The sequence below is a fragment of the Bacteroides sp. AF20-13LB genome, assembly GCF_003603065.1.
Classification (GTDB): Bacteria; Bacteroidota; Bacteroidia; order Bacteroidales; family Bacteroidaceae; genus Bacteroides; species Bacteroides uniformis.
The window spans coordinates 1-19,711 of sequence record NZ_QTMH01000001.1; the positions used below are offsets into that span (position 1 = coordinate 1).

Sequence of the window (19,711 nt, forward strand, 5' to 3'; positions counted from 1 at the left end):
CCGGATACTAAACGAGAACTACTGAACAACTTTTCTCACTACAGATATGTTTCTTTCTTTCCACAGCTGTGGTAAGAAAAGAACATTGCTGTGGAAAGATTAGTTTTTAGAGAAAAACAAGGTAGTACATCGCAGTTTTTTTCCTAACTCTTAGGTGTCATCTACGCACCATACTGCGACAATCAGTAGAAGCCTTTATCAAATCCACTTCTGTGCCCTACCCAAAGAACGCACAACGGCAGCAAACTCTTCCCGAGGAATGATAGCCTTATTACGTGTTTTCAAACGATTATTATAAACGGTCTGAGGTGAATAATGCAAGAATTCGGCAATCTTCACACTATCAGTGATACCTAAACGCACCAAAGCATAAATGCGCAATTCCGTATTCAGTAACTCACCATCTTTTAGCACAATCTGCTCGTCAGGATGGAGCAAGGCATTGAAGTCACTTACAAAATCCGGATAAATGTGCAAGAAGATAGCATCAAAGTTATGATAGAACTCTTTCAACTCATTCTGTGCCATAGAATGAGTATCGGTTAATGCTTTCACATCCTCCAACTGGTTTGCCTTAAGCTTACGATTGATATTTTTCCGATACTCATCCAGCTTACTGATATAATTGGAACAAATGGAAAAGACATAACCTATGTATTCCTCCTTCACATAGTTGGATTCACGAAGCTGATTATTGGTATCCCTCAACTGTTCATTCAAAGAAGTAAGCTGTACATTCGTTTCTGCCACTTGTCCGTGCATTTTCGAAAGCTCTTCCACATGCTTATTCAAGCGGTTGTTTGCCTCATTCAGCTGTTGGCGCGACTGCTTCAACCGCTTCATCTGCTTGTATATATATAGGAAGGCAAACAAGGATATCAAAGACAAGACACTGACCAGTACCAAATACATACGTAACCGCGCTTCTTGCCTCTGATTACGTTCCTGATAGATCTGATGAATGGTGTCCTGCACCGCAGAGATGCCCACTACCCTCACCCGGTTCCGATATGCCAAGGCATTCTGCAAGCAGTAACTCATGTAGACATAAGCATGGTCAATATCACCCAAACTAAAAAGTACCCCCGCCAGCTCTTCCAACGAAGCAATATCTTTATTGGAGATACGTACATCGGCCATAGCAGAATATATCAGGTAAGTCAGATAATTTTCCTGCTCATCGGACTCGCGATAAAAGCAGGCCAGCACGTAAGCATTCATGGCATCGCGCCGAGTGTCGAATGCAGAATTAAGAATTCCCTTCTGCAAACGTTCTTTAAAAACATACATACTGTCCGTACCTTGTACTACCTGCCCTTTATACCACAAGAACAAGGGGTCTTCAGGGGTAAGAACCATATTCAAAGAGTCCTTGTAAACACGCTCCAACTGTGCATAATGTTCATGCAAAGTACCCATTTCACTACCGGTATACTGATTGAAATGCGAATACAGATACAACATTTGTCCGTAATAGTCCACTAACAATTCTTTGGGGAGCGAACCGCCCGAGACTCCGTCCAACTCATCCTGGGCTTCTTTCAACAGACCGGTGGCAGCCAACAGAAAAGACTTTTTTATCTTCCACTCCATCTGCCGGTATTTATCATTCTGCTTATAAACTATGTCCAAATTGCCTGCCACATAATTCATTGCAGAATCGGCATTATAGACACAATACTCATCATAAAGATTTTTATTCAGCCAATATCTCTCCTCCAAAGTACGCACATCCTTTCGCAACTTGTGCAACTGGGCAATCTTCGCCTCTTTAAGCATAGCAAACGTGTTTTTTTGCGCAATCAGAGAATCAAGACGCACCAGCAGTTCTTTTATCTTTTCACTGTAAGGTGCCGCATTCAGAAAGGTACACCCCATCAGCAAAAATAGTAAAGCTATGATTTTTCTTTTCATTTCTATTATCTATATAAGGCTGAGAGCACAAAGATAAATTAATCTATCTAAACATAAACTACCTCCACCCTAAAAAGTACATGAAATTTAAGAGATATTTCGACCGCTCAAAGCGACAAAACAGTATATACAGACCTCCTTCCATAGTGGCCGACCTTTACTTTACACAGTAATCAGCAAGAATACAACTTATTATATATCTGATATTTACATTTCACACAGACTTACTTCTCCATATTACCTGCCTATCGGACGAATAGGGTTGTCCGCTATCTTTGCAGCACAGAAAGAAAAGTGTACTATGGAAAACCACCAATCTCTATTAGGACATACTTTTCTAATAATAAATTAAATCTTTCAATTAAAGTACTATGAGAATGATTACAAGAAATCTTCTTACGCGGAGTTACAAGCTCCTTTTGACATTACTCGTACTGCTAATGTCAACAAATGCATTTGCCCAACGATTGACAGCTACGGGTAAAGTAACAGATGCTGCAGGCCTGGAGGTCATTGGCGCATCCGTATTGGAAAAGGGTACCGCCAACGGTGTTGTTACCAATCTGGACGGGGAGTTTTCCCTGAGTGTAGGACAGAATGCCACACTGGTAATATCCTTCATCGGCTACAAAACGATAGAGGTAAAAGCAACCACCAACATGAATATCACATTGCAGGAAGATAACGAACTGCTGGACGAAGTGGTAGTTATCGGTTATGGAAGTGTGAAGCGTAAAGACGTAACCACAGCCGTATCCACGGTTTCTACAAAGGATTTGGACCAACGCCCCATTGTATCGGCAGCCCAAGCCCTGCAAGGCAAAGCAGCCGGCGTGTCGGTTATGCAACCCAGCGGTGAACCGGGCGGAGGCATGAGCATCCGCGTACGTGGTACCACCTCATTCAACGGCAGCAACGACCCGCTCTACGTAGTGGACGGTGTGCCCGTGGACAACATCAACTTTCTCTCTCCCAACGACATTGAAAGTCTCTCTATCCTAAAGGATGCCTCATCGGCAGCCATCTATGGTTCGCGTGCAGCCAACGGTGTGGTACTGATTACGACCAAAGCCGGAGCAGAAGGCAATGCCAAAGTGGCACTGAACGTACAATATGGTATGACGAAAGTAGCCAAGAGCATGGATGCCCTGAATACAGAACAATACCGTGAGTTACAGGAAGAAATCGGGGCTGTCAACCCCGCTGCCCTTGAAGGTCTAACAGACCAGACAGACTGGTTTGATGAAGTTTACAAAACCGGACAGACCCAAAACTACCAGGTGTCCGTATCTAACGGAAACGAAAAGATGAAATACTTCCTCTCTGCCGGTTATCTGAATGAAAAAGGCATTTTGGAAGGCACGTACTTCAAACGATATAGCTTCCGTGCCAACATTGACAACCAGATACGCAGTTGGCTGAACGTAAGTGCCAATATCTCCTACTCCGACAATATCGGAAACACCGGCATCATTTCCGGTACGGGTGCCAACCGTGGCGGTGTAGTCCTCTCGGTTATCAACACACCGACCTATGCTCCTATTTGGGACCCTGAAAAGCCGAATCAATACAATAAGAACTTCTACGGGGTAAATATCATGAACCCGATGGAAAACCTGGCCCGCCAGAAAAACAACAAGAACAAGGAGAACCGCCTCATCGCATCCGGAGCCGCTACCATCAGCTTTCTGCCCAACCTGAAGTTGAAATCATCCGTAGCCCTGGACCGCCGTAACGGTGTAAGCACCACATTCCTCGATCCAATATCGACCACCGACGGACGCAACAGCTTCGGTACAGCTTCCGACAACCGAAACATGAATACCGTATTGGTTTTCGACAATATATTGACTTACAACACCAACATCAAGAAACATGGTATCGACGTCATGGCAGGTTCTTCCTATACCAAATCGGACTATACCAACAGCTGGATAAACGGCTCACACTTCCGGGACGATAAGATACAGACTCTGAATGCCGCCAATAAAATTTCATGGGACGGTACCGGAACAGGAGCTTCACAGTGGGCTATCTCTTCCTATTTCGCCCGCGTGTCCTACAATTATGACAGCAAGTACATGCTTACCATGAACATGCGTGCCGACGGTTCGTCCAAACTGCATCCCGACCATCGTTGGGGCATTTTCCCGTCCTTCTCGGCTGCCTGGCGCATTTCATCGGAAAAATTCATGAAAGACATCACTTGGATTGATGACCTGAAACTCCGTGGCGGCTGGGGACAGACCGGTAACCAAAGCGGCATAGGCGATTACTCGTATCTGCAACGCTACAACATCAACCGCATACCGTGGTTCGAAGAGGGCAACGACCATGCTGTTCCCGGCATCAGCCAGGCCAACCTGAGAACAAGTGACCTGAAATGGGAAACCACCAGCCAGACCAACATCGGCCTTGACCTGACCGTACTGAACAACAGACTGACCTTCAGCATGGACTACTATTACAAGAAAACCACAGACATGTTGATGAACGTAAGTCTGCCTGCGGGTGCGGCAGCAACCACCAGCATCACCCGTAACGAAGGCGAGATGACCAACAAGGGATTCGAGTTCGCCATCAACTCCCACAACCTGACCGGCGAGTTTTCCTGGGATACAGACTTCAACATTTCTTTCAATAAGAACAAGCTGACCAAGCTGTCATTGCAGAAAATCTATACCGCAGCAAGCAGTGCCGAGGTGGTGAAAGAGAATATCGTACGCAATGAGCCCGGACGTCCTTTGGGTGGTTTCTACGGTTACATCAGCGACGGCGTAGACCCTGAAACCGGTAACCTGATCTATCGCGACCTTAACGAAGACGGCAAGATTTCCACTTCCGACCGTACCTATATCGGCGACCCGAACCCCGACTTCATCTACGGATTGACAAACACCTTTACATGGAAAGACCTCAGCCTGAGCATCTTCATCCAGGGAAGCTACGGAAACGACATCTTCAATGTGTCCCGTATGGAAACCGAAGGCATGTACGACGGCAAAAACCAGTCAACGGAAGTATTGAAACGCTGGAGAATCCCCGGACAGATTACGAATGTCCCGAAAGCCAACTTCAACATCAAGAACTCCACTTATTTTGTAGAAGACGGCAGCTACCTGCGTGTCAAAGACATTTCACTCTCTTACAACATCCGTTGCCGCCAGTTCAAGAAATGGGGTATCAGCCGCGTACAGCCTTACTTTACCGCCAGCAACTTGCTGACCTGGACCAGCTATTCAGGTATGGACCCCGAAGTGAACCAATATGGCAACAGCGGTTCTGTACAGGGCATCGACTATGGAACTTACCCGCAGAGCAAATCATTCGTTTTCGGTATCAATGTTGAATTCTAAAAAAGGAAGAAATAACTTATGAAACTAAACCATATATATAAAAGTATAGCTTGCGGTGTATTGTTGGCAATGACCGCAACCTCATGTGACTTGGACTATAATCCGGTAGACACCTACTCGGATGTAACGGAAGGAGTGAACAAAACTGATGAAAAGCCTATTTTCAACAGTGTGCAAGACGTGGAAACTTCAATGGTAACCCTTCACAAAAAATTTCGTGACCGGCAGGAGCACTGGTATGTCGACAAACTGCTTATCGGTGACGCTCATTCCGATAATGCCTACGCCGGAACAACGGGGGCCGAAGTGGTGCCTTACGAAACCAACTCCATTGAAGGCTCTAATTCTGTACTAAAACGTGACTGGGACCGTTTCTTAGGCGACATTGCCGTTGCCAACCGCATCATCGTGGGCTGTGACCAGCTCAAGGCACTCAGTGAAAGTGAACGCGGCAAGTATCAGTCACAAGCCAAGATATTCCGTGCCATGGTCATGTTCGATATGGTACGCTTATGGGGTAACTTCCCGGTCATCACTACCGTGGGCGGTGACATTACCGAAGACAACGTAGAAGAAATGTACCCGACCTATTTTCCTCCACAGAATACGGCTGAAGAGGCTTACGCCCAAATAGAGAAAGACCTGACTGAAGCAGTGGAAAACCCCAACACACCGACAAACGACACATCAGACAAGAGCATACTTACCAAATCGGTGGCACGTGCCATGCTTGCCAAGGTCTATGCAGAAAAACCTCTGCGCGATTATGCAAAGGTTATCAAATATGCCGATGAACTTGCTGCCGACGGCTTCGACCTCGTGGAAGACTTCAGCGACCTTTGGGCGTATGATACGGAAAAAAAAGACTGCCGGGTACGCAATACCAAGGAGGCAATTCTCGAAGCCCACTTTCCTCCCGGCTCCGGCAACTGGTGTACTTGGATGTTCGGCCGTAACTTGAGCAACTGGGATGAAAGTTTCACCTGGGCCAAATGGATTACCCCTTCCCGTGACCTTATCCGCCTCTATGAAGAGCAAGGAGACACGAAACGTTACAATGAATCTGTTGTATGGTATGACTGCGGATGGAGCAACTATTATCCGGCAGACCATTATGCCTTCATGTACAAATGCCGCTCTGCGTTCAACAGCATTATCTATCTGCGATATGCCGATATCCTGCTCCTCAAAGCCGAAGCAAAAATTATGGGAGAGGCTCCCGACCTGAACGGTGCAGCCGACATCATCGACCGCATCCGCAACCGCGCCGGACTGGGCAAACTTCCACAAAGCACCCGCAGCAGTAAAGAAGCATTGCTCCAAGCTTATATGGACGAACGCCGCATGGAGCTTGCCTTTGAAGGACAGCGCTGGTACGACCTTTGCCGCCTCAATAAGGTAGAAGAAGTGATGAACGCCGTTTACGCCAAAGACAGCGGCCGCCATGCACAAGAAAATCTGTTCAATGAGAACTCCTATCTGCTGGCTATTCCCCAAGGAGCCATCGACCAGAACGAAAATCTGATACAGAACCCGGGCTATTAATACTAATGAGTAATATAAAAATCAATTGAATATGAATTTAAGAAATATATTCACTACCGCATTAGGCTGCTTCACCATACTGGCAGCCTGCGGCAATGACAATGACAGTAACATCACCCCTACACCGGAACCCAAGCCAGACCAACCCACGGAAGAGGCAAAGGATGTTACCCTCTATGTAACGAACACCAGTCGTACTTATGATTTGACAAAGTCCGGGCTGGCCTTCGGCACCGGAAGCAACATGTCACCTTCTACCGTGACACTTGACCCTGCCACCCGCTATCAGGAAATGGACGGTTTCGGTGCAGCCATCACCGGCTCTACCGGTTACAACCTGATGCAGATGACACAAGAGAACCGCACGAAGTTTCTGACTGAAACATTCTCGGACAAAGAAGGCTATGGCTTCAGCTATGTACGTATTGCCATCGGTTGTTCCGACTTCTCATTCAGTGAATTCACTTGCTGTGACGAAAAGGGGCTTGAGCACTTTGCCCTTCCGATGGAAGACACCAAATATGTGATTCCTATATTGAAGGAAATTCTGGCAATCAATCCTGCCGTCAAAATAATTGCCGCTCCCTGGACATGTCCGAAGTGGATGAAAGTGAAAAGCCTGGAGGAACGTGTACCCTTTGACTCATGGACCAGCGGACACTTGAACCCCGAATATTACAGAACGTATGGCGACTATTTCGTAAAATGGATACAAGCTTTCGAAAAGGAAGGCATCAAAATCCACGCTGTGACTCCGCAGAACGAACCGCTGAACCACGGTAACTCAGCATCCTTGTTCATGGGATGGGAAGAAGCCCGTGACTTCATCAAGACCGGCCTGGGCCCTGCCTTCAAAGAAGCCGGAGTTACTACAAAGATTTATGTTTTCGACCATAACTATAACTACGACAATCTGGCCGATCAAAAAAGTTACCCCACCAAGATTTATGATGATGCGGAAGCCTCACAGTACATTGCAGGTGCTGCCTACCACAATTATGGCGGCAACCGTTCCGAACTGCTGAACATCCATAAGCTTTACCCCAACAAGGAATTGCTTTTCACAGAAACGTCTATCGGCACCTGGAACTCCGGCCGCGATTTAGAAGCACGTCTGCTTAACGATATGGAAGAAATAGCATTGGGGACAGCCAACAACTGGTGCCGCGGTGCCATTGTGTGGAACCTGATGTTAGACAGTGACCTGGGACCGGTAAGCCCTTCAGACGGTTCTTGCAAGACCTGCTACGGTGCAGTGGATATTGACAATACAAACTATTCTAAAATTGTCCGTAATTCCCATTATTACCTTATCGGGCACATGTCTTCAGTCGTGAAACCGGGAGCTGTACGTATCGGAACGACCGGTTACACAGCCAACGGAATCACCTACTCCGCCTTCGAGAATACGGACGGTACCTATGCATTCGTATTGGCAAACAACAATGCAGATGCCAAGCGAATCACCGTAAGCGACGGCACACACTACTTTTCCTACGAAGTTCCGGCCAAAGCAGTCGTTTCTTACCGTTGGAAAAAATAAAACTAATAATTTAAACAGAAGATTATAATGAAAAGCTTAAAATACTATCTAATGGCATTGGCAGGCATAGCCATGCTGAATGCTTGCAGCGATGACGATCCGGTTCCCGGCAACCCGACAATGGACTTTCAGGCAGAACCTTCTTCAGCCTTGTTCGGAGACAGTCTGCCTTTTACAATCAAGGCATCGGACGCAGATGTACCCCTTTCCACGTTAAAAGCGCGGTTATACTTCAGCGACGAAATGGTGTCAGAGACTATAATCCGTACAAAAGTAAACGGTCAAGACTATACCGGGAAAATATATGTTCCCTATCTGGCAAATATTCCCAACGGAACAGCTACATTGAAGTTCATTCTGCAGAACATCAATTTCACAATTACAGAAAAAAGCTATGACGTGGCGCTGAGTCGTCCGGACTTCCCCTACCTAACTCTGATTTCCGGAGACCAAGAATACCGCATGGAAAAAGTCGCAGCCAATCAGTATAGCGTGACCGGTGAATTTGCACAAAAAGTGAAAGGTTACATCAAAGCTCCTAAAGTAGGCGCCAACGGGAATGAAATCAACTTCGGATGGAGCAACGGTGCCATTACACAAGGTACCTCCAGTGAAATTACCTTCTCCAATCTGTCAGCTGGAGAATATTCCATCTCCTTCAATACGTTGACTTATGCAGCCGCTCCTTTCGTGAAACTACTGCTGAACGGTTCTGAAATGGAGATGGTGGATGATGACCATTACAGCATCGACCTCAATCTGAAGCAAGGGGACAACATCACTGCAGACATTCCCAACTTCGACCAATATTGGATAGACCCCGACTTCTTCGAAAAGAATGAAGACGGTTCGCTGAAGTTCCTGCCCATCGATGGAACTTATCGCGTCATTGCCAACCTGGCCCTGAATTATCTGGAAGTATTGAAAATGAACGGAACAAGCACCGCCACTCTGAACGATGACGGAACCGGCGCCCTTTGGATTATCGGTGACGGTATCGGTAAACCTTCCGTAGCGACCAATGCCGTAGGTTGGACCACAGAGAAAGGACTCTGTATGTCACAGATTGAAGCGAAGAAGTATCAGGTAACAGTAGTAGCGGGAGAGCAAATCAAATCTGATGACATCAACTTCAAGTTCTTCCACCAGCAAGGTTGGGGAGGTGAATATAAAAACGATGCCTTGTCTACCACCAGTGACTTAGTATTTATAGGTGACGGTACCAACGGACGTGATGCCGGCAACTTGGGCCTCGTAGAAGGCAAAAGCCTGGAAAACGGTGTCGCTTACCGGTTCACAGTTGACGTAACGGCAGGTGTCTCTTCGGCAGTTCTGACAGTAGAAAAGGTAGAAAGATAGACGGATAACGCAGAAGATTAACTAAATGAGAAAGGGGCTGGCTCTATAAAAGAGTTCAGCCCCTCTTGTTTATGCAGAATATATGTTCCGGATTTAGCTTAAACCTTCTTTCGCCTCTTCTTGTGGAATACGTATCGAAGTGTAAAGCTCAAGAATGGCGGCTATCGTCAGAGACACAATCCATTCATTGCCCCTTGTAAAGAGCATGAATGCCCCCGTAAGCACCAGCAAAAGCGCACCGAATATTTGCTGTCGGCGCAGGCGTTTGACAGTGGGACTTTTACATTTGGACGGAGAATTAATTTGGGCCAAAGCAACCATCGTAGCGCCGATAGTATATATATAAGGTGAAAGAGGCCAGCCCGTGATATAAACGGCAGCTCCTGCCAAGAGCATCACGGCCCCTACTGCGAAAAGGGCAGGTATCAGTTGTTTCATTCTTCTATATCTTCTTCAAATACATAAATATCCTCATTGGGCTTTTTCATCAGATACTTCTCACGGGCAATCCGTTCGATGGCACCGGAGTCGACGGCAAGCTCATTGAGCCGTTCGGTATTCTCCTCGTATTCCTTGCGGTACTTTTCTATTTCATCGCGCAGACGGCTTTCTTCCCGGGCGTAACCCAAACGGCGTACAACACTGTTCTCATCCAGGAACCCGATAATTACAGCAAACAACGCAAGCGTAATCAAATATTTATGCTTGCGGACAAAAGACCAAAGAGAAGCAAGTTTATCCATCTCGTTATCTACTATTTAGCAATTTATCATTCATGATGGAGCTTGTCCATCATATAACTTCACGTCACAAAGATAAGAGGAATAACCGAAAGATTTCTTTTTTTTGTGTACATTTGCACAAAAAGCAAAGAATATCCCGAATATGGAAAACTATATCGTATCTGCACGGAAATATCGTCCCTCGACCTTTGAGTCTGTGGTAGGCCAACGTGCACTGACCACTACCTTGAAGAACGCCATTGCCACCGGAAAATTGGCGCATGCCTATCTTTTTTGCGGTCCAAGAGGCGTGGGAAAAACAACTTGTGCCCGTATCTTTGCTAAAACAATCAACTGCATGAGCCCCACAGCAGACGGCGAGGCATGCAACCAATGTGAATCCTGCACTGCCTTCAATGAGCAGCGCTCCTACAATATCCATGAGCTGGATGCCGCCTCAAACAACTCTGTGGATGACATCCGCCAATTGGTGGAGCAGGTACGCATTCCACCTCAGATAGGCAAATACAAAGTATATATCATTGACGAGGTACATATGCTGTCCGCCTCGGCTTTCAATGCTTTCCTGAAAACACTGGAAGAGCCTCCACGCCATGCCATATTCATCCTTGCCACTACCGAGAAGCACAAGATATTGCCCACCATCCTTTCACGCTGCCAAATATATGATTTCAGCCGGATTGGTGTGGAAGATACCGTAGCACACCTCGCATATGTCGCCTCCAAAGAAGGTATCACTGCTGAACCGGAAGCGTTGAATGTCATTGCCCTCAAAGCAGACGGCGGTATGCGCGACGCACTATCCATCTTCGACCAGGTGGTAAGCTTCACCGGAGGACACATCACCTATAAGAGCGTGATTGAAAACCTCAATGTGCTGGACTATGAATACTACTTCAAACTAACCGGATTCTTTCTTGAGAACAAAATCAGTGACGCGTTGCTATTACTGAATGATGTGCTCAACAAAGGCTTCGACGGCAGCCACTTCATCACCGGACTTTCATCCCACCTGCGCGACTTGCTTGTCAGCAAAGACCCGGCGACACTGCCGTTGCTTGAAGTGGGCGCAAGCATCCGCGAACGTTACCAAGCACAAGCACAGCAATGCCCCCTCCCTTTTCTTTACCGTGCCATGAAGCTCTGCAACGATTGTGACCTGAACTACCGTGCCAGTAAAAACAAACGGCTACTGGTAGAGCTCACTCTGATACAAGTGGCACAACTGACCGCCGAGGAGGACGACGGTGCCAATGGGCGCAGCCCTAAACAAGCTATAAAACCCATATTCACGCAGCCTGCCGCCGCTCAGCAGCCACAGGCCACTGCTGCCATGCCCCAACAAACCGTACAGCCGGCAGTACAGACAAACAGCACTCCCCAACCTGCTGCCACGCAGCATAGTAATGCAACAACTCCACATGCCACACCTGCTGCCGTATTAATGGCGCAAGGGAGAGAAGAGAAAAAAATTCCGGTCATGAAAATGTCCGGATTAGGGGTCTCCATCAAACGCCCCCATATAGAAGAGGAACAAAGAAACCCTTCATCTAACCCTACTGCCGCCCACCAAGCAGCACAACCGGAAGAAGACTACATCTTCAATGAAAGGGATTTGAACTATTACTGGCAGGAGTATGCCGGACGTATGCCCAAGGAGCAAGTAGCCATAGCCAAGCGCATGCAGAACATGCGCATCACTTTAATAAATGACACAACTTTTGAGGCTGTGGTAGACAATGAAATCGTTGCCAAGGAATTTACCGGCATGATACCCACTCTGCAAAATTACCTACGTACCCGGCTAAAGAACCGCAAAGTCACCATGACTGTCCGGATTAGTGCTCCTACTGAAAAGGTACGTGCCTATGGACGCGTTGAAAAATTCCAAATGATGGCACAAAAGAACAGTGCACTATTACAACTAAAAGAAGAGTTTGGTTTGGAACTCTATTAATCCCTTCCAATCGCCTGCATAAAGTTGCTAACAAATTGAGTATAAAGGATAAAAAAACATCTATTTAATTTTTTATTTATTCATTTATATTTATTTTTGCCAATAATAAACAAAAGAGGCAAACAAACATTTGAGAACAAAAACAATTATATGGATGCTATTGGGGCAGATACTGTATACTTCTGTCTTATCAGCACATACAATAGCCAATCAAGAAAAGCAGAGTATTCTGCAATCATTGGTCAAAAGACAAGTTCTCTATGATGACTCTATATCCATAGACAGTGTCATTGCGTGGAGTGAGCAACTTCTTCCCATCCTACAATCAAATGAAGATAGAACAACATATTTTCTATTACAACTTCAATTGGCCAATGCCTATACATTGCGCGGCGATATCAGCTTAGCAACGAACCGGGCACAACTTATGTACGAAGAAGCTAAAGCAACAGACTACCAATTTGGTATGGTAGTGGCCAACCAAGCCATCGGAGACGCCTATAATACAATAGCCAACATGGGGGATAAAGCCCTGGAATCATACCAGGATGCTTTGACTGAACTATCCAACATTTCAGACCAGCATCCATATAGGACACAGCTTCTTTTAAAAATGTCCAACGTTCTGCAACGGAAAGGACGTCTGGAAGAAGCGGAAAAAATCCTGGAAGAGCTGGAGAAAATATTATATCAGGAGCCTGACTACCCGACAGACTTCTTTTTCTGCATCGAAAAGACGAATTTTGCCATTTCCCATGGACACCTCTCACAAGACTATCTTGATGAAGCAAACATCTGGCTCCACAAAATGGACTCCATTTACCAACTGCACCCAGAGAAGTTCTATCGGTTTCACTTGGATTATACCACTGCCGCCTACTATAGAGCCATGGGAAATTGGGACAAACAATACTGGAAACAAGCTCTGGACATCTACTCCAAATTGCAAGCAGAATACTCCGGTAATAAGCGCTCCACGTATTACCGCTGGACTTCGCTGGAAAAAATCTATCTCTGTAAAATACAAGGCATGGCCATGGAAGCCTGCCGAATCTACCAGGAATTGTATCCTCCTATAGATACACTCGCTTCACAAAGCTATATCCGGCAAATCAATACGATAAAGGCAAAATACCAGGTAGATAAGGCAGAGACGGCCAGCAATAACGAATACAATAAAATCATAACCAGCATATTGGTAGGAACGATGGCATTAGTAACGTTATTTGTTCTACTTGCCATCCTACTCAAAAGGCAACGGGAAAAGGTGAAACTCTCCACCCAAAAACTGGCAACATCACGGATAAATGCCGAAAATGCCATGCGTGCAAAAAGCGTGTTCCTCTCGAACATGAGCCACGAAATCCGTACCCCACTCAATGCATTATCGGGCTTTTCATCCCTATTGACGGAAGAGGGACTGGACGATGAGACACGCCGTCAATGCAATGAAGTTATCCAACAGAACTCAGAACTATTGCTGAAGCTTATTAACGACGTGATAGATCTATCGAGTCTTGAATTCGGCAAACTGCAATTCTGTATTGCACTACATGATGCCGTAAGCATCTGCAGAAACGTGATAGATACCGTGAATAAAGTGAAACAGACACAAGCTGAACTCACATTCACCACCGAGCTGGAAGAAATGCCCATCGAGACTGACGACTCACGCCTGCAGCAAGTCCTGATTAACCTACTGATAAATGCTACCAAATTTACCCCACAAGGCAGCATTGTCCTAAAGCTGGAAAAAGAAACGGACGATACCGTACTATTCACCGTAACAGATACCGGTTGCGGCATTCCCAAAGACAAGCAAGCCAACATTTTCCAACGTTTTGAAAAGCTGAATGAGAATGCTCAAGGCAGTGGGTTGGGACTCTCCATATGCCAACTTATCATAGAGCATATCGGCGGACAAATATGGATTGATTCAGAGTATGCCGAAGGCTCACGCTTCTGCTTCACCCATCCCATAAGCCAGAAAGGCAGAAAGGAGAATAAGAAATGAAACAGATATTTACATTGCTCATTGCCTTATGCTGGCTGTTACCGTCCGCACACGCAGATGTGCGACGGACAGAAGCCAAGGATAGCCTGCTACGTATATATCTTGCCTCCCCAGCCGATACCACCAGATTGGAAACCCTATATCAGATAGCACTGCTTGACCAACTGTCACCGACATTCATCTATTACGAGAACAAATTACTGGAAGAGGCCATCGCCCAGAAAAATATACTTTACCAGAGTGCGGCCATATATGCGCACATTATTTATTACTACAACCTACTGGACCAAAAACATGCAGAACAATGGCTGAAGAGGCTCGAACAGTTGTCTGAAGAGCACAACTACTACCGTCATTACTTCAGAGGCAAAAAGATGATGATAGAATTCTATGTCATCAGCCAGAAGATTGAATTAGCCCTCAAACAAGCACAAGACATGTACGACAAGGCTCAAAGTCTTGGCAACCATGACGGTATGCGCGAAGCATGCCTATGCCTGATGACTGGATATTTCAATACCTTACGTTACAAAGAAGGAATCACCTACCTAAACAAGGCTTTTGAACTGACAAGTCCGGATTCCTCCCTTGCCACTCAGATTGATTTATTGACAAAAGCGGTACTGGCTTACTCATATCTGCATGACAATGACAACATGTTCCGGTATCTGGAGGAACTCAACAATGCAAAAAACAGATTGCAGGAAGAAGGCACCACCGTACTGACAAACGGCTATACCAATTTGTATCTGCTCATAGATTTACAATACGCCCTTTACTATACCCGCCTTCAACGTCCTGCGGAAGCATGGGAATATTTGCAGAAAGCAGAGCGGCATCTCAGTACATCTTCATTTCTTCCTTATCGGTTGATACGTTTGGCAGCATATGCCGAATATTACCAACTGACAAAAGAATACGACAAAGCTTTGGTTTATTTAGAAGACGCCATTGAACTTGTAACCCCTATTTCACTGGATGATGCCATGATTTATGGACTTCAGAAAGCGGATATATTAGTAAAGATGGGGTTTCCGGACGACGCACTTCCTGTCTATAAACAAATAACCAAGGCAAAAGATTCGTTATATACAGTATTCTCCACCTCACAGATAGAACAGATACAAAGCCTATATAATATGGACCAACTGCTTTTCCAAAAAGAACAGCGGCAAGCCACTTTTCACCGTATCTGTCTCGTTACCTCCATCATCATCATTATAGCCTTGTTACTTTTCAACCTACATATGTATAGAAGCAGGAAGCGGCTGCAACAAGATGAGAAGGAAATGCGTAAATTGGCAATTATTGCCGAAGAAGCCAACGAAATAAAAAGCCGTTTCCTTGCCAATATGAGTTATAATATCCGTATCCCACTGAACAATGTAGTCGGTTTCTCCCAACTGCTTTCCACCGACAACGAGCTGGATGAAGAAGAGCGAAAAGAGTATTCCTGTATTATCCAAGCCAATTCGGGTGAGCTTATCCAACTGGTAAACGACGTATTGGACCTCTCACGCCTGGAAGCGAATATGATGAAATTTCAATTGCAGGATTGTAATGTAAAAGAATGGTGCAACGAACTAGGTTGTCTAATACAAATGCGCAGTGAAGGCCGTATCCTCCTGGAACTACAAGTGGAGGTAGGAGATGTACGTATCCATACCGACGTCAACCGCCTTACACAAATAGTGACAAGTATGCTGCTTTATCCGAACGACTGCAAAGAAACACGCAAAGTCAGCATGTTCTTGGTCAACCATCCGGACAAACACATCATCGCATGCCGGATAGAGAACAGTCCTATAGCCGATTCCAGGTTTGCCTCTCAAAAAGTATCAGTGCAACAGAAAATCAACCAGTTGTTCTTTGAACATTTCAAAGGTACCTATCAAACCGAGAATGTCGAAGAAGGAGAAATCGCAGTGATTACTTTTACCTATCCGACTCTTTCTTAAAAGTTGAAAATCGGCTTAAGCTCCAGCTAAAGCCAATAGTATCAGAGCAATTCGTTTACGAAATTCAAAAACGAACATTTTTCAGTCTCTGCGGTATGCTGTGTCGCTTTCTCGACTCCTTATTTAGACGACATACAAATTATACGTTTTTAATCAAGATTGATAGCAAGTAATAAAGAAAACCACTATTTTTGCCAAACGAATTAGTACTAATAATAATTTAAATCTAAAAGAAAATGGCTTACGTAATTAGTGACGATTGTATTGCTTGCGGAACTTGTATCGACGAGTGTCCGGTTGGCGCTATCTCTGAAGGTGATATCTATCATATCGACCCTGAGACTTGCACAGAGTGTGGTACTTGTGCAGATGTTTGTCCTTCTGAAGCAATTCATCCGGGAGAATAATACAATCCCAGTATCAAAAACAAAAGCGTGGGTAGATAAACTGCCTGCGCTTTTTTATATCCCACGTGAGATTCAGTACCTTCACCCCCCTCATTGTTATTTTCTATATACGGATAATACGTTAGTTCACAGACATGAACACTTTGTTCCATAAGTATAAAACAAAGTGTTCATATAGTAGAAAACAAAATGTTCGTATAATATAAAACAAAGTGTTTATACTGTATGGAACAGAGTGTTCGCTATAATGAAACAAAGTGTTCGTCATAACAAAACAAAGTGTTCGTCATAACAAAACAAAGTGTTCGTCATAACAAAACAAAGTGTTCGTCATAACAAAACGAACAGTCCGCTTTGATGAAACGAACTGCTCGTGACAGCATGACAGATGTCTTGCTAAAATAAGTTTGTAGAAGAAGTTAGAATCACTTCAGATTAGCCAGTGCTTCTTTTATACGACGGATAGCTTCAACTATATTTTCATCGCTGGTTGCATAACTCATACGAATGCATTCAGGAGCTCCGAAAGAAGCACCACCTACGCAAGCCACATGAGCCACTTCCAACAAATACATGGCCAAATCATCTGAATCATTGATTTTACGTTCTCCGGCAGATTTACCGAAGAATGAATCGCATTTAGGGAACAGATAGAAAGCACCTTCCGGTACATTCACCTCGAAACCCGGAACTTCCTTGGCCAACTTTACAATCAAATCACGACGACGCTCGAAAGCCTTGCGCATTTCCTCCACCGGAACTTGTGTACCCGTATAAGCAGCCTCAGCAGCCTTCTGAGATACAGAACAAGGACCGGAAGTATACTGTCCCTGCAATTTATTGCAAGCCTTCACAAGCCATTCCGGACCTGCAATGAAACCGATACGCCAACCAGTCATTGCATATGCTTTGGAAACACCATTCACAATGACCGTACGCTCTTTCATTTCGGGGAATTGTGCTATGCTCTGATGCTTGCCGATATAGTTGATATGTTCGTAAATCTCATCGGCAATCACAACAACCTGCGGATACTTTGCCAATACTGCGGCCAGGCCTGCCAACTCCTCCTTGCTGTACACCGAACCCGTAGGGTTAGAGGGAGAGCAAAGAATCAGCGCCTTTGTCTTCGGGGTGATGGCAGCCTCCAGCTGTGCAGGTGTTATCTTAAAGTCCTGGTCGATACCGGCAGGTACGATAACCGGCGTACCCTCAGCCAACTTTACCATTTCCGGATAACTGACCCAATAGGGAGCAGGTACAATTACTTCGTCACCCGGATTTACCAATACCAGGATTGCATTGCAAACCGACTGCTTGGCACCATTGGCGCAAGAAATTTGTGCGGCGGTATATTCCAGACCGTTTTCCTTCTTCAACTTCTCTACAATTGCATTACGTAAGGCAGGATAACCCGGCACTGGAGAATAGCGAGAAAAGTTATCGTCTATCGCCTTTTTCGCAGCCTCTTTAATGTGGTCGGGAGTATTGAAGTCCGGTTCTCCCACACTCAGGTTAATTACGTCTACGCCTTGAGCCTTCAGCTCTGCGCTCTTTTGAGACATAGCCAGTGTCGCAGAAGGCGACAAACTGTTTAAACGATCTGATAATTGGTTCATTTTGTTACTATTTAATGATTGTTACGCAAATCCGGTTGCAAAATAAGCGATTTTCTTTGATATAAGAAAACAAAAAGACAGTTACTTATTGAAATGAAGTGTATGTCCCATACGTTCTTTCTTGGTACGGAGATAACGCTCGTTGTATGGATTCGGAGTAGTCTCAATAGCTACGTTCTCCGTTATTTCCAAACCGTAAGCCTCCAAGCCCACACGTTTCACGGGATTATTGGTCATCAGCCGCATTTTGTGCACTCCTATCTCACGAAGAATCTGGGCACCCACACCATAATCACGCTCGTCTGCCAGATGTCCCAGGCAAATATTAGCATCCACAGTATCCATGCCTTCTTCCTGCAATTTATATGCTTTCATTTTTTCCATCAGGCCAATGCCGCGACCTTCCTGATTCAGATATACAACTACCCCCTTACCGGCTTTCTCTATCATCTCCATTGCCTTATGCAGCTGCTCGCCACAATCACAGCGTTTGGAATTGAATATATCACCAGTGGCACAAGAAGAATGTACACGCACCAGAATCGGTTCATCCAATTCCCAAGTACCCTTGAACAAAGCTACATGTTCCAAACCGTTCGACTTCTGGCGGAAAGGAATCAAACGGAAATGACCGTGGTCTGTAGGCATATCCACTTCCACTCCTTTTTCTACAATAGACTCCTGCTTCAAACGGTAGGCAATCAAGTCACGGATAGAAATCAATTTCAAGCCAAATTCATCTGCCATTCTGCGCAATTCGGGCAAACGGGCCATTGTACCATCCTCATTCATTATTTCCATAAGGGCTCCCGCCGGATAAAGTCCAGCCAAACGTGCCATATCAATAGTAGCCTCCGTATGTCCGGCACGGCGCAACACACCTTTCTCCTGGGCATACAATGGATTAATGTGGCCAGGACGCCCGAAAGTGGCCGGAGTAGAAGCCGGATCGGCCAACGCCTGGATAGTAGCAGCGCGGTCTGCCGCAGAAACCCCGGTACTGCAACCTTCCAACTTGTCAATAGTCACCGTAAAGGGAGTACCCAATACAGAAGTATTATCCGATACCTGATGCGGCAAATCCAGTTCCTTGCAACGCGAAACTGTAATTGGAGCACAAAGTACACCACGGGCATGCTTCAACATAAAGTTTACTTTCTCCGGTGTAATCTTTTCAGCTGCAATTATCAAATCACCCTCATTCTCACGGTCCTCATCATCCACAACAATCACAAAGTTACCGGCTTTGAAGTCTTCAATGGCCTCTTCTATCGTATTCAACTTTACATTTTCCAT

At 45.4% G+C, this 19,711-nt stretch carries 13 protein-coding genes; 8 read left to right on the plus strand and 5 right to left on the minus strand.

Features of this window, described 5'->3' with window-relative positions:
* Positions 1 to 198: 198 nt before the first annotated feature.
* Positions 199 to 1,914: a DUF6377 domain-containing protein gene (locus DWX62_RS00005; protein ID WP_005824747.1), complete on the minus strand. Its 1,716-nt coding sequence runs from the start codon at positions 1,912 to 1,914 to the stop codon at positions 199 to 201.
* A 371-nt stretch (positions 1,915 to 2,285) separates the two neighbouring features.
* Here DWX62_RS00005 and DWX62_RS00010 point away from each other — a divergent pair, with 371 nt between their 5' ends.
* From DWX62_RS00010 to DWX62_RS00025, 4 genes are read left to right on the plus strand one after another with little or no spacing between them, the layout of a single operon-like run.
* Positions 2,286 to 5,270, plus strand: a complete 2,985-nt coding sequence (locus DWX62_RS00010; RefSeq protein ID WP_034523052.1) for a TonB-dependent receptor — start codon at positions 2,286 to 2,288, stop codon at positions 5,268 to 5,270.
* A gap of 18 nt (positions 5,271 to 5,288) precedes the next feature.
* A complete protein-coding gene (locus DWX62_RS00015; protein ID WP_005834883.1) occupies positions 5,289 to 6,815 on the plus strand; it encodes a RagB/SusD family nutrient uptake outer membrane protein in 1,527 nt (508 codons plus the stop codon).
* Between the two features lie 31 nt (positions 6,816 to 6,846).
* Complete coding sequence (locus DWX62_RS00020; RefSeq protein ID WP_005834881.1) at positions 6,847 to 8,358, plus strand: glycoside hydrolase family 30 protein; 1,512 nt, start codon at positions 6,847 to 6,849, stop codon at positions 8,356 to 8,358.
* Between the two features lie 27 nt (positions 8,359 to 8,385).
* Positions 8,386 to 9,717, plus strand: a complete 1,332-nt coding sequence (locus DWX62_RS00025; RefSeq protein WP_005834880.1) for a DUF5125 domain-containing protein — start codon at positions 8,386 to 8,388, stop codon at positions 9,715 to 9,717.
* Positions 9,718 to 9,810: 93 nt separating this feature from the next.
* Here DWX62_RS00025 and DWX62_RS00030 read toward each other — a convergent pair whose 3' ends face one another.
* Both DWX62_RS00030 and DWX62_RS00035 read right to left on the minus strand, forming a co-directional pair.
* Positions 9,811 to 10,155, minus strand: coding sequence for a hypothetical protein (locus DWX62_RS00030; RefSeq protein WP_005834878.1), 345 nt, complete (start codon positions 10,153 to 10,155; stop codon positions 9,811 to 9,813).
* The gene (locus DWX62_RS00035) at positions 10,152 to 10,460 is read right to left on the minus strand and encodes a septum formation initiator family protein (protein ID WP_005824736.1); all 309 of its coding nucleotides are present in this window, start codon (positions 10,458 to 10,460) and stop codon (positions 10,152 to 10,154) included. The genes DWX62_RS00030 and DWX62_RS00035 overlap by 4 nt, the downstream gene beginning before the upstream one ends.
* A 142-nt stretch (positions 10,461 to 10,602) precedes the next feature.
* On the opposite strand from DWX62_RS00035, the gene DWX62_RS00040 reads away from it, so the two are divergent.
* From DWX62_RS00040 to DWX62_RS00055, 4 genes are all read left to right on the plus strand, one after another.
* Complete coding sequence (locus DWX62_RS00040) at positions 10,603 to 12,417, plus strand: DNA polymerase III subunit gamma/tau (protein WP_005824735.1); 1,815 nt, start codon at positions 10,603 to 10,605, stop codon at positions 12,415 to 12,417.
* A gap of 154 nt (positions 12,418 to 12,571) precedes the next feature.
* Entirely contained in the window at positions 12,572 to 14,431 is a 1,860-nt protein-coding gene (locus DWX62_RS00045; RefSeq protein ID WP_057097715.1) for a sensor histidine kinase, read from the plus strand.
* Entirely contained in the window at positions 14,428 to 16,389 is a 1,962-nt protein-coding gene (locus tag DWX62_RS00050; RefSeq protein WP_057256116.1) for a HAMP domain-containing sensor histidine kinase, read from the plus strand. The genes DWX62_RS00045 and DWX62_RS00050 overlap by 4 nt, the downstream gene beginning before the upstream one ends.
* 236 nt (positions 16,390 to 16,625) lie before the next feature.
* Positions 16,626 to 16,796 carry a 4Fe-4S binding protein gene (locus tag DWX62_RS00055; protein ID WP_005834872.1) on the plus strand — a complete coding sequence of 57 codons (171 nt, stop codon included), beginning with the start codon at positions 16,626 to 16,628 and terminating at the stop codon, positions 16,794 to 16,796.
* A 425-nt stretch (positions 16,797 to 17,221) separates the two neighbouring features.
* Here DWX62_RS00055 and DWX62_RS00060 read toward each other — a convergent pair whose 3' ends face one another.
* Together DWX62_RS00060 and DWX62_RS00065 are read right to left on the minus strand one after the other, a co-directional pair.
* Positions 17,222 to 18,415 (minus strand): pyridoxal phosphate-dependent aminotransferase, encoded by a 1,194-nt coding sequence (locus DWX62_RS00060; protein ID WP_005834870.1) that lies wholly within the window; start codon positions 18,413 to 18,415, stop codon positions 17,222 to 17,224.
* Positions 18,416 to 18,496: 81 nt separating this feature from the next.
* Complete coding sequence (locus DWX62_RS00065; protein ID WP_005824728.1) at positions 18,497 to 19,711, minus strand: bifunctional 3,4-dihydroxy-2-butanone-4-phosphate synthase/GTP cyclohydrolase II; 1,215 nt, start codon at positions 19,709 to 19,711, stop codon at positions 18,497 to 18,499.

Excerpts from the sequence above, each read along its gene's own strand:
- DWX62_RS00055 (WP_005834872.1), top strand. The coding sequence starts at position 16,626 with ATGGCTTACGTAATTAGTGACGATTGTATTGCTTGCGGAACTTGTATC.
- DWX62_RS00065 (WP_005824728.1), bottom strand. The coding sequence starts at position 19,711 with ATGGAAAATGTAAAGTTGAATACGATAGAAGAGGCCATTGAAGACTTC.
- DWX62_RS00015 (WP_005834883.1), top strand. The coding sequence starts at position 5,289 with ATGAAACTAAACCATATATATAAAAGTATAGCTTGCGGTGTATTGTTG.
- DWX62_RS00020 (WP_005834881.1), top strand. The coding sequence starts at position 6,847 with ATGAATTTAAGAAATATATTCACTACCGCATTAGGCTGCTTCACCATA.
- DWX62_RS00010 (WP_034523052.1), top strand. The coding sequence starts at position 2,286 with ATGAGAATGATTACAAGAAATCTTCTTACGCGGAGTTACAAGCTCCTT.
- DWX62_RS00035 (WP_005824736.1), bottom strand. The coding sequence starts at position 10,460 with ATGGATAAACTTGCTTCTCTTTGGTCTTTTGTCCGCAAGCATAAATAT.
- DWX62_RS00005 (WP_005824747.1), bottom strand. The coding sequence starts at position 1,914 with ATGAAAAGAAAAATCATAGCTTTACTATTTTTGCTGATGGGGTGTACC.
- DWX62_RS00045 (WP_057097715.1), top strand. The coding sequence starts at position 12,572 with ATGCTATTGGGGCAGATACTGTATACTTCTGTCTTATCAGCACATACA.
- DWX62_RS00040 (WP_005824735.1), top strand. The coding sequence starts at position 10,603 with ATGGAAAACTATATCGTATCTGCACGGAAATATCGTCCCTCGACCTTT.
- DWX62_RS00025 (WP_005834880.1), top strand. The coding sequence starts at position 8,386 with ATGAAAAGCTTAAAATACTATCTAATGGCATTGGCAGGCATAGCCATG.
- DWX62_RS00030 (WP_005834878.1), bottom strand. The coding sequence starts at position 10,155 with ATGAAACAACTGATACCTGCCCTTTTCGCAGTAGGGGCCGTGATGCTC.
- DWX62_RS00050 (WP_057256116.1), top strand. The coding sequence starts at position 14,428 with ATGAAACAGATATTTACATTGCTCATTGCCTTATGCTGGCTGTTACCG.
- DWX62_RS00060 (WP_005834870.1), bottom strand. The coding sequence starts at position 18,415 with ATGAACCAATTATCAGATCGTTTAAACAGTTTGTCGCCTTCTGCGACA.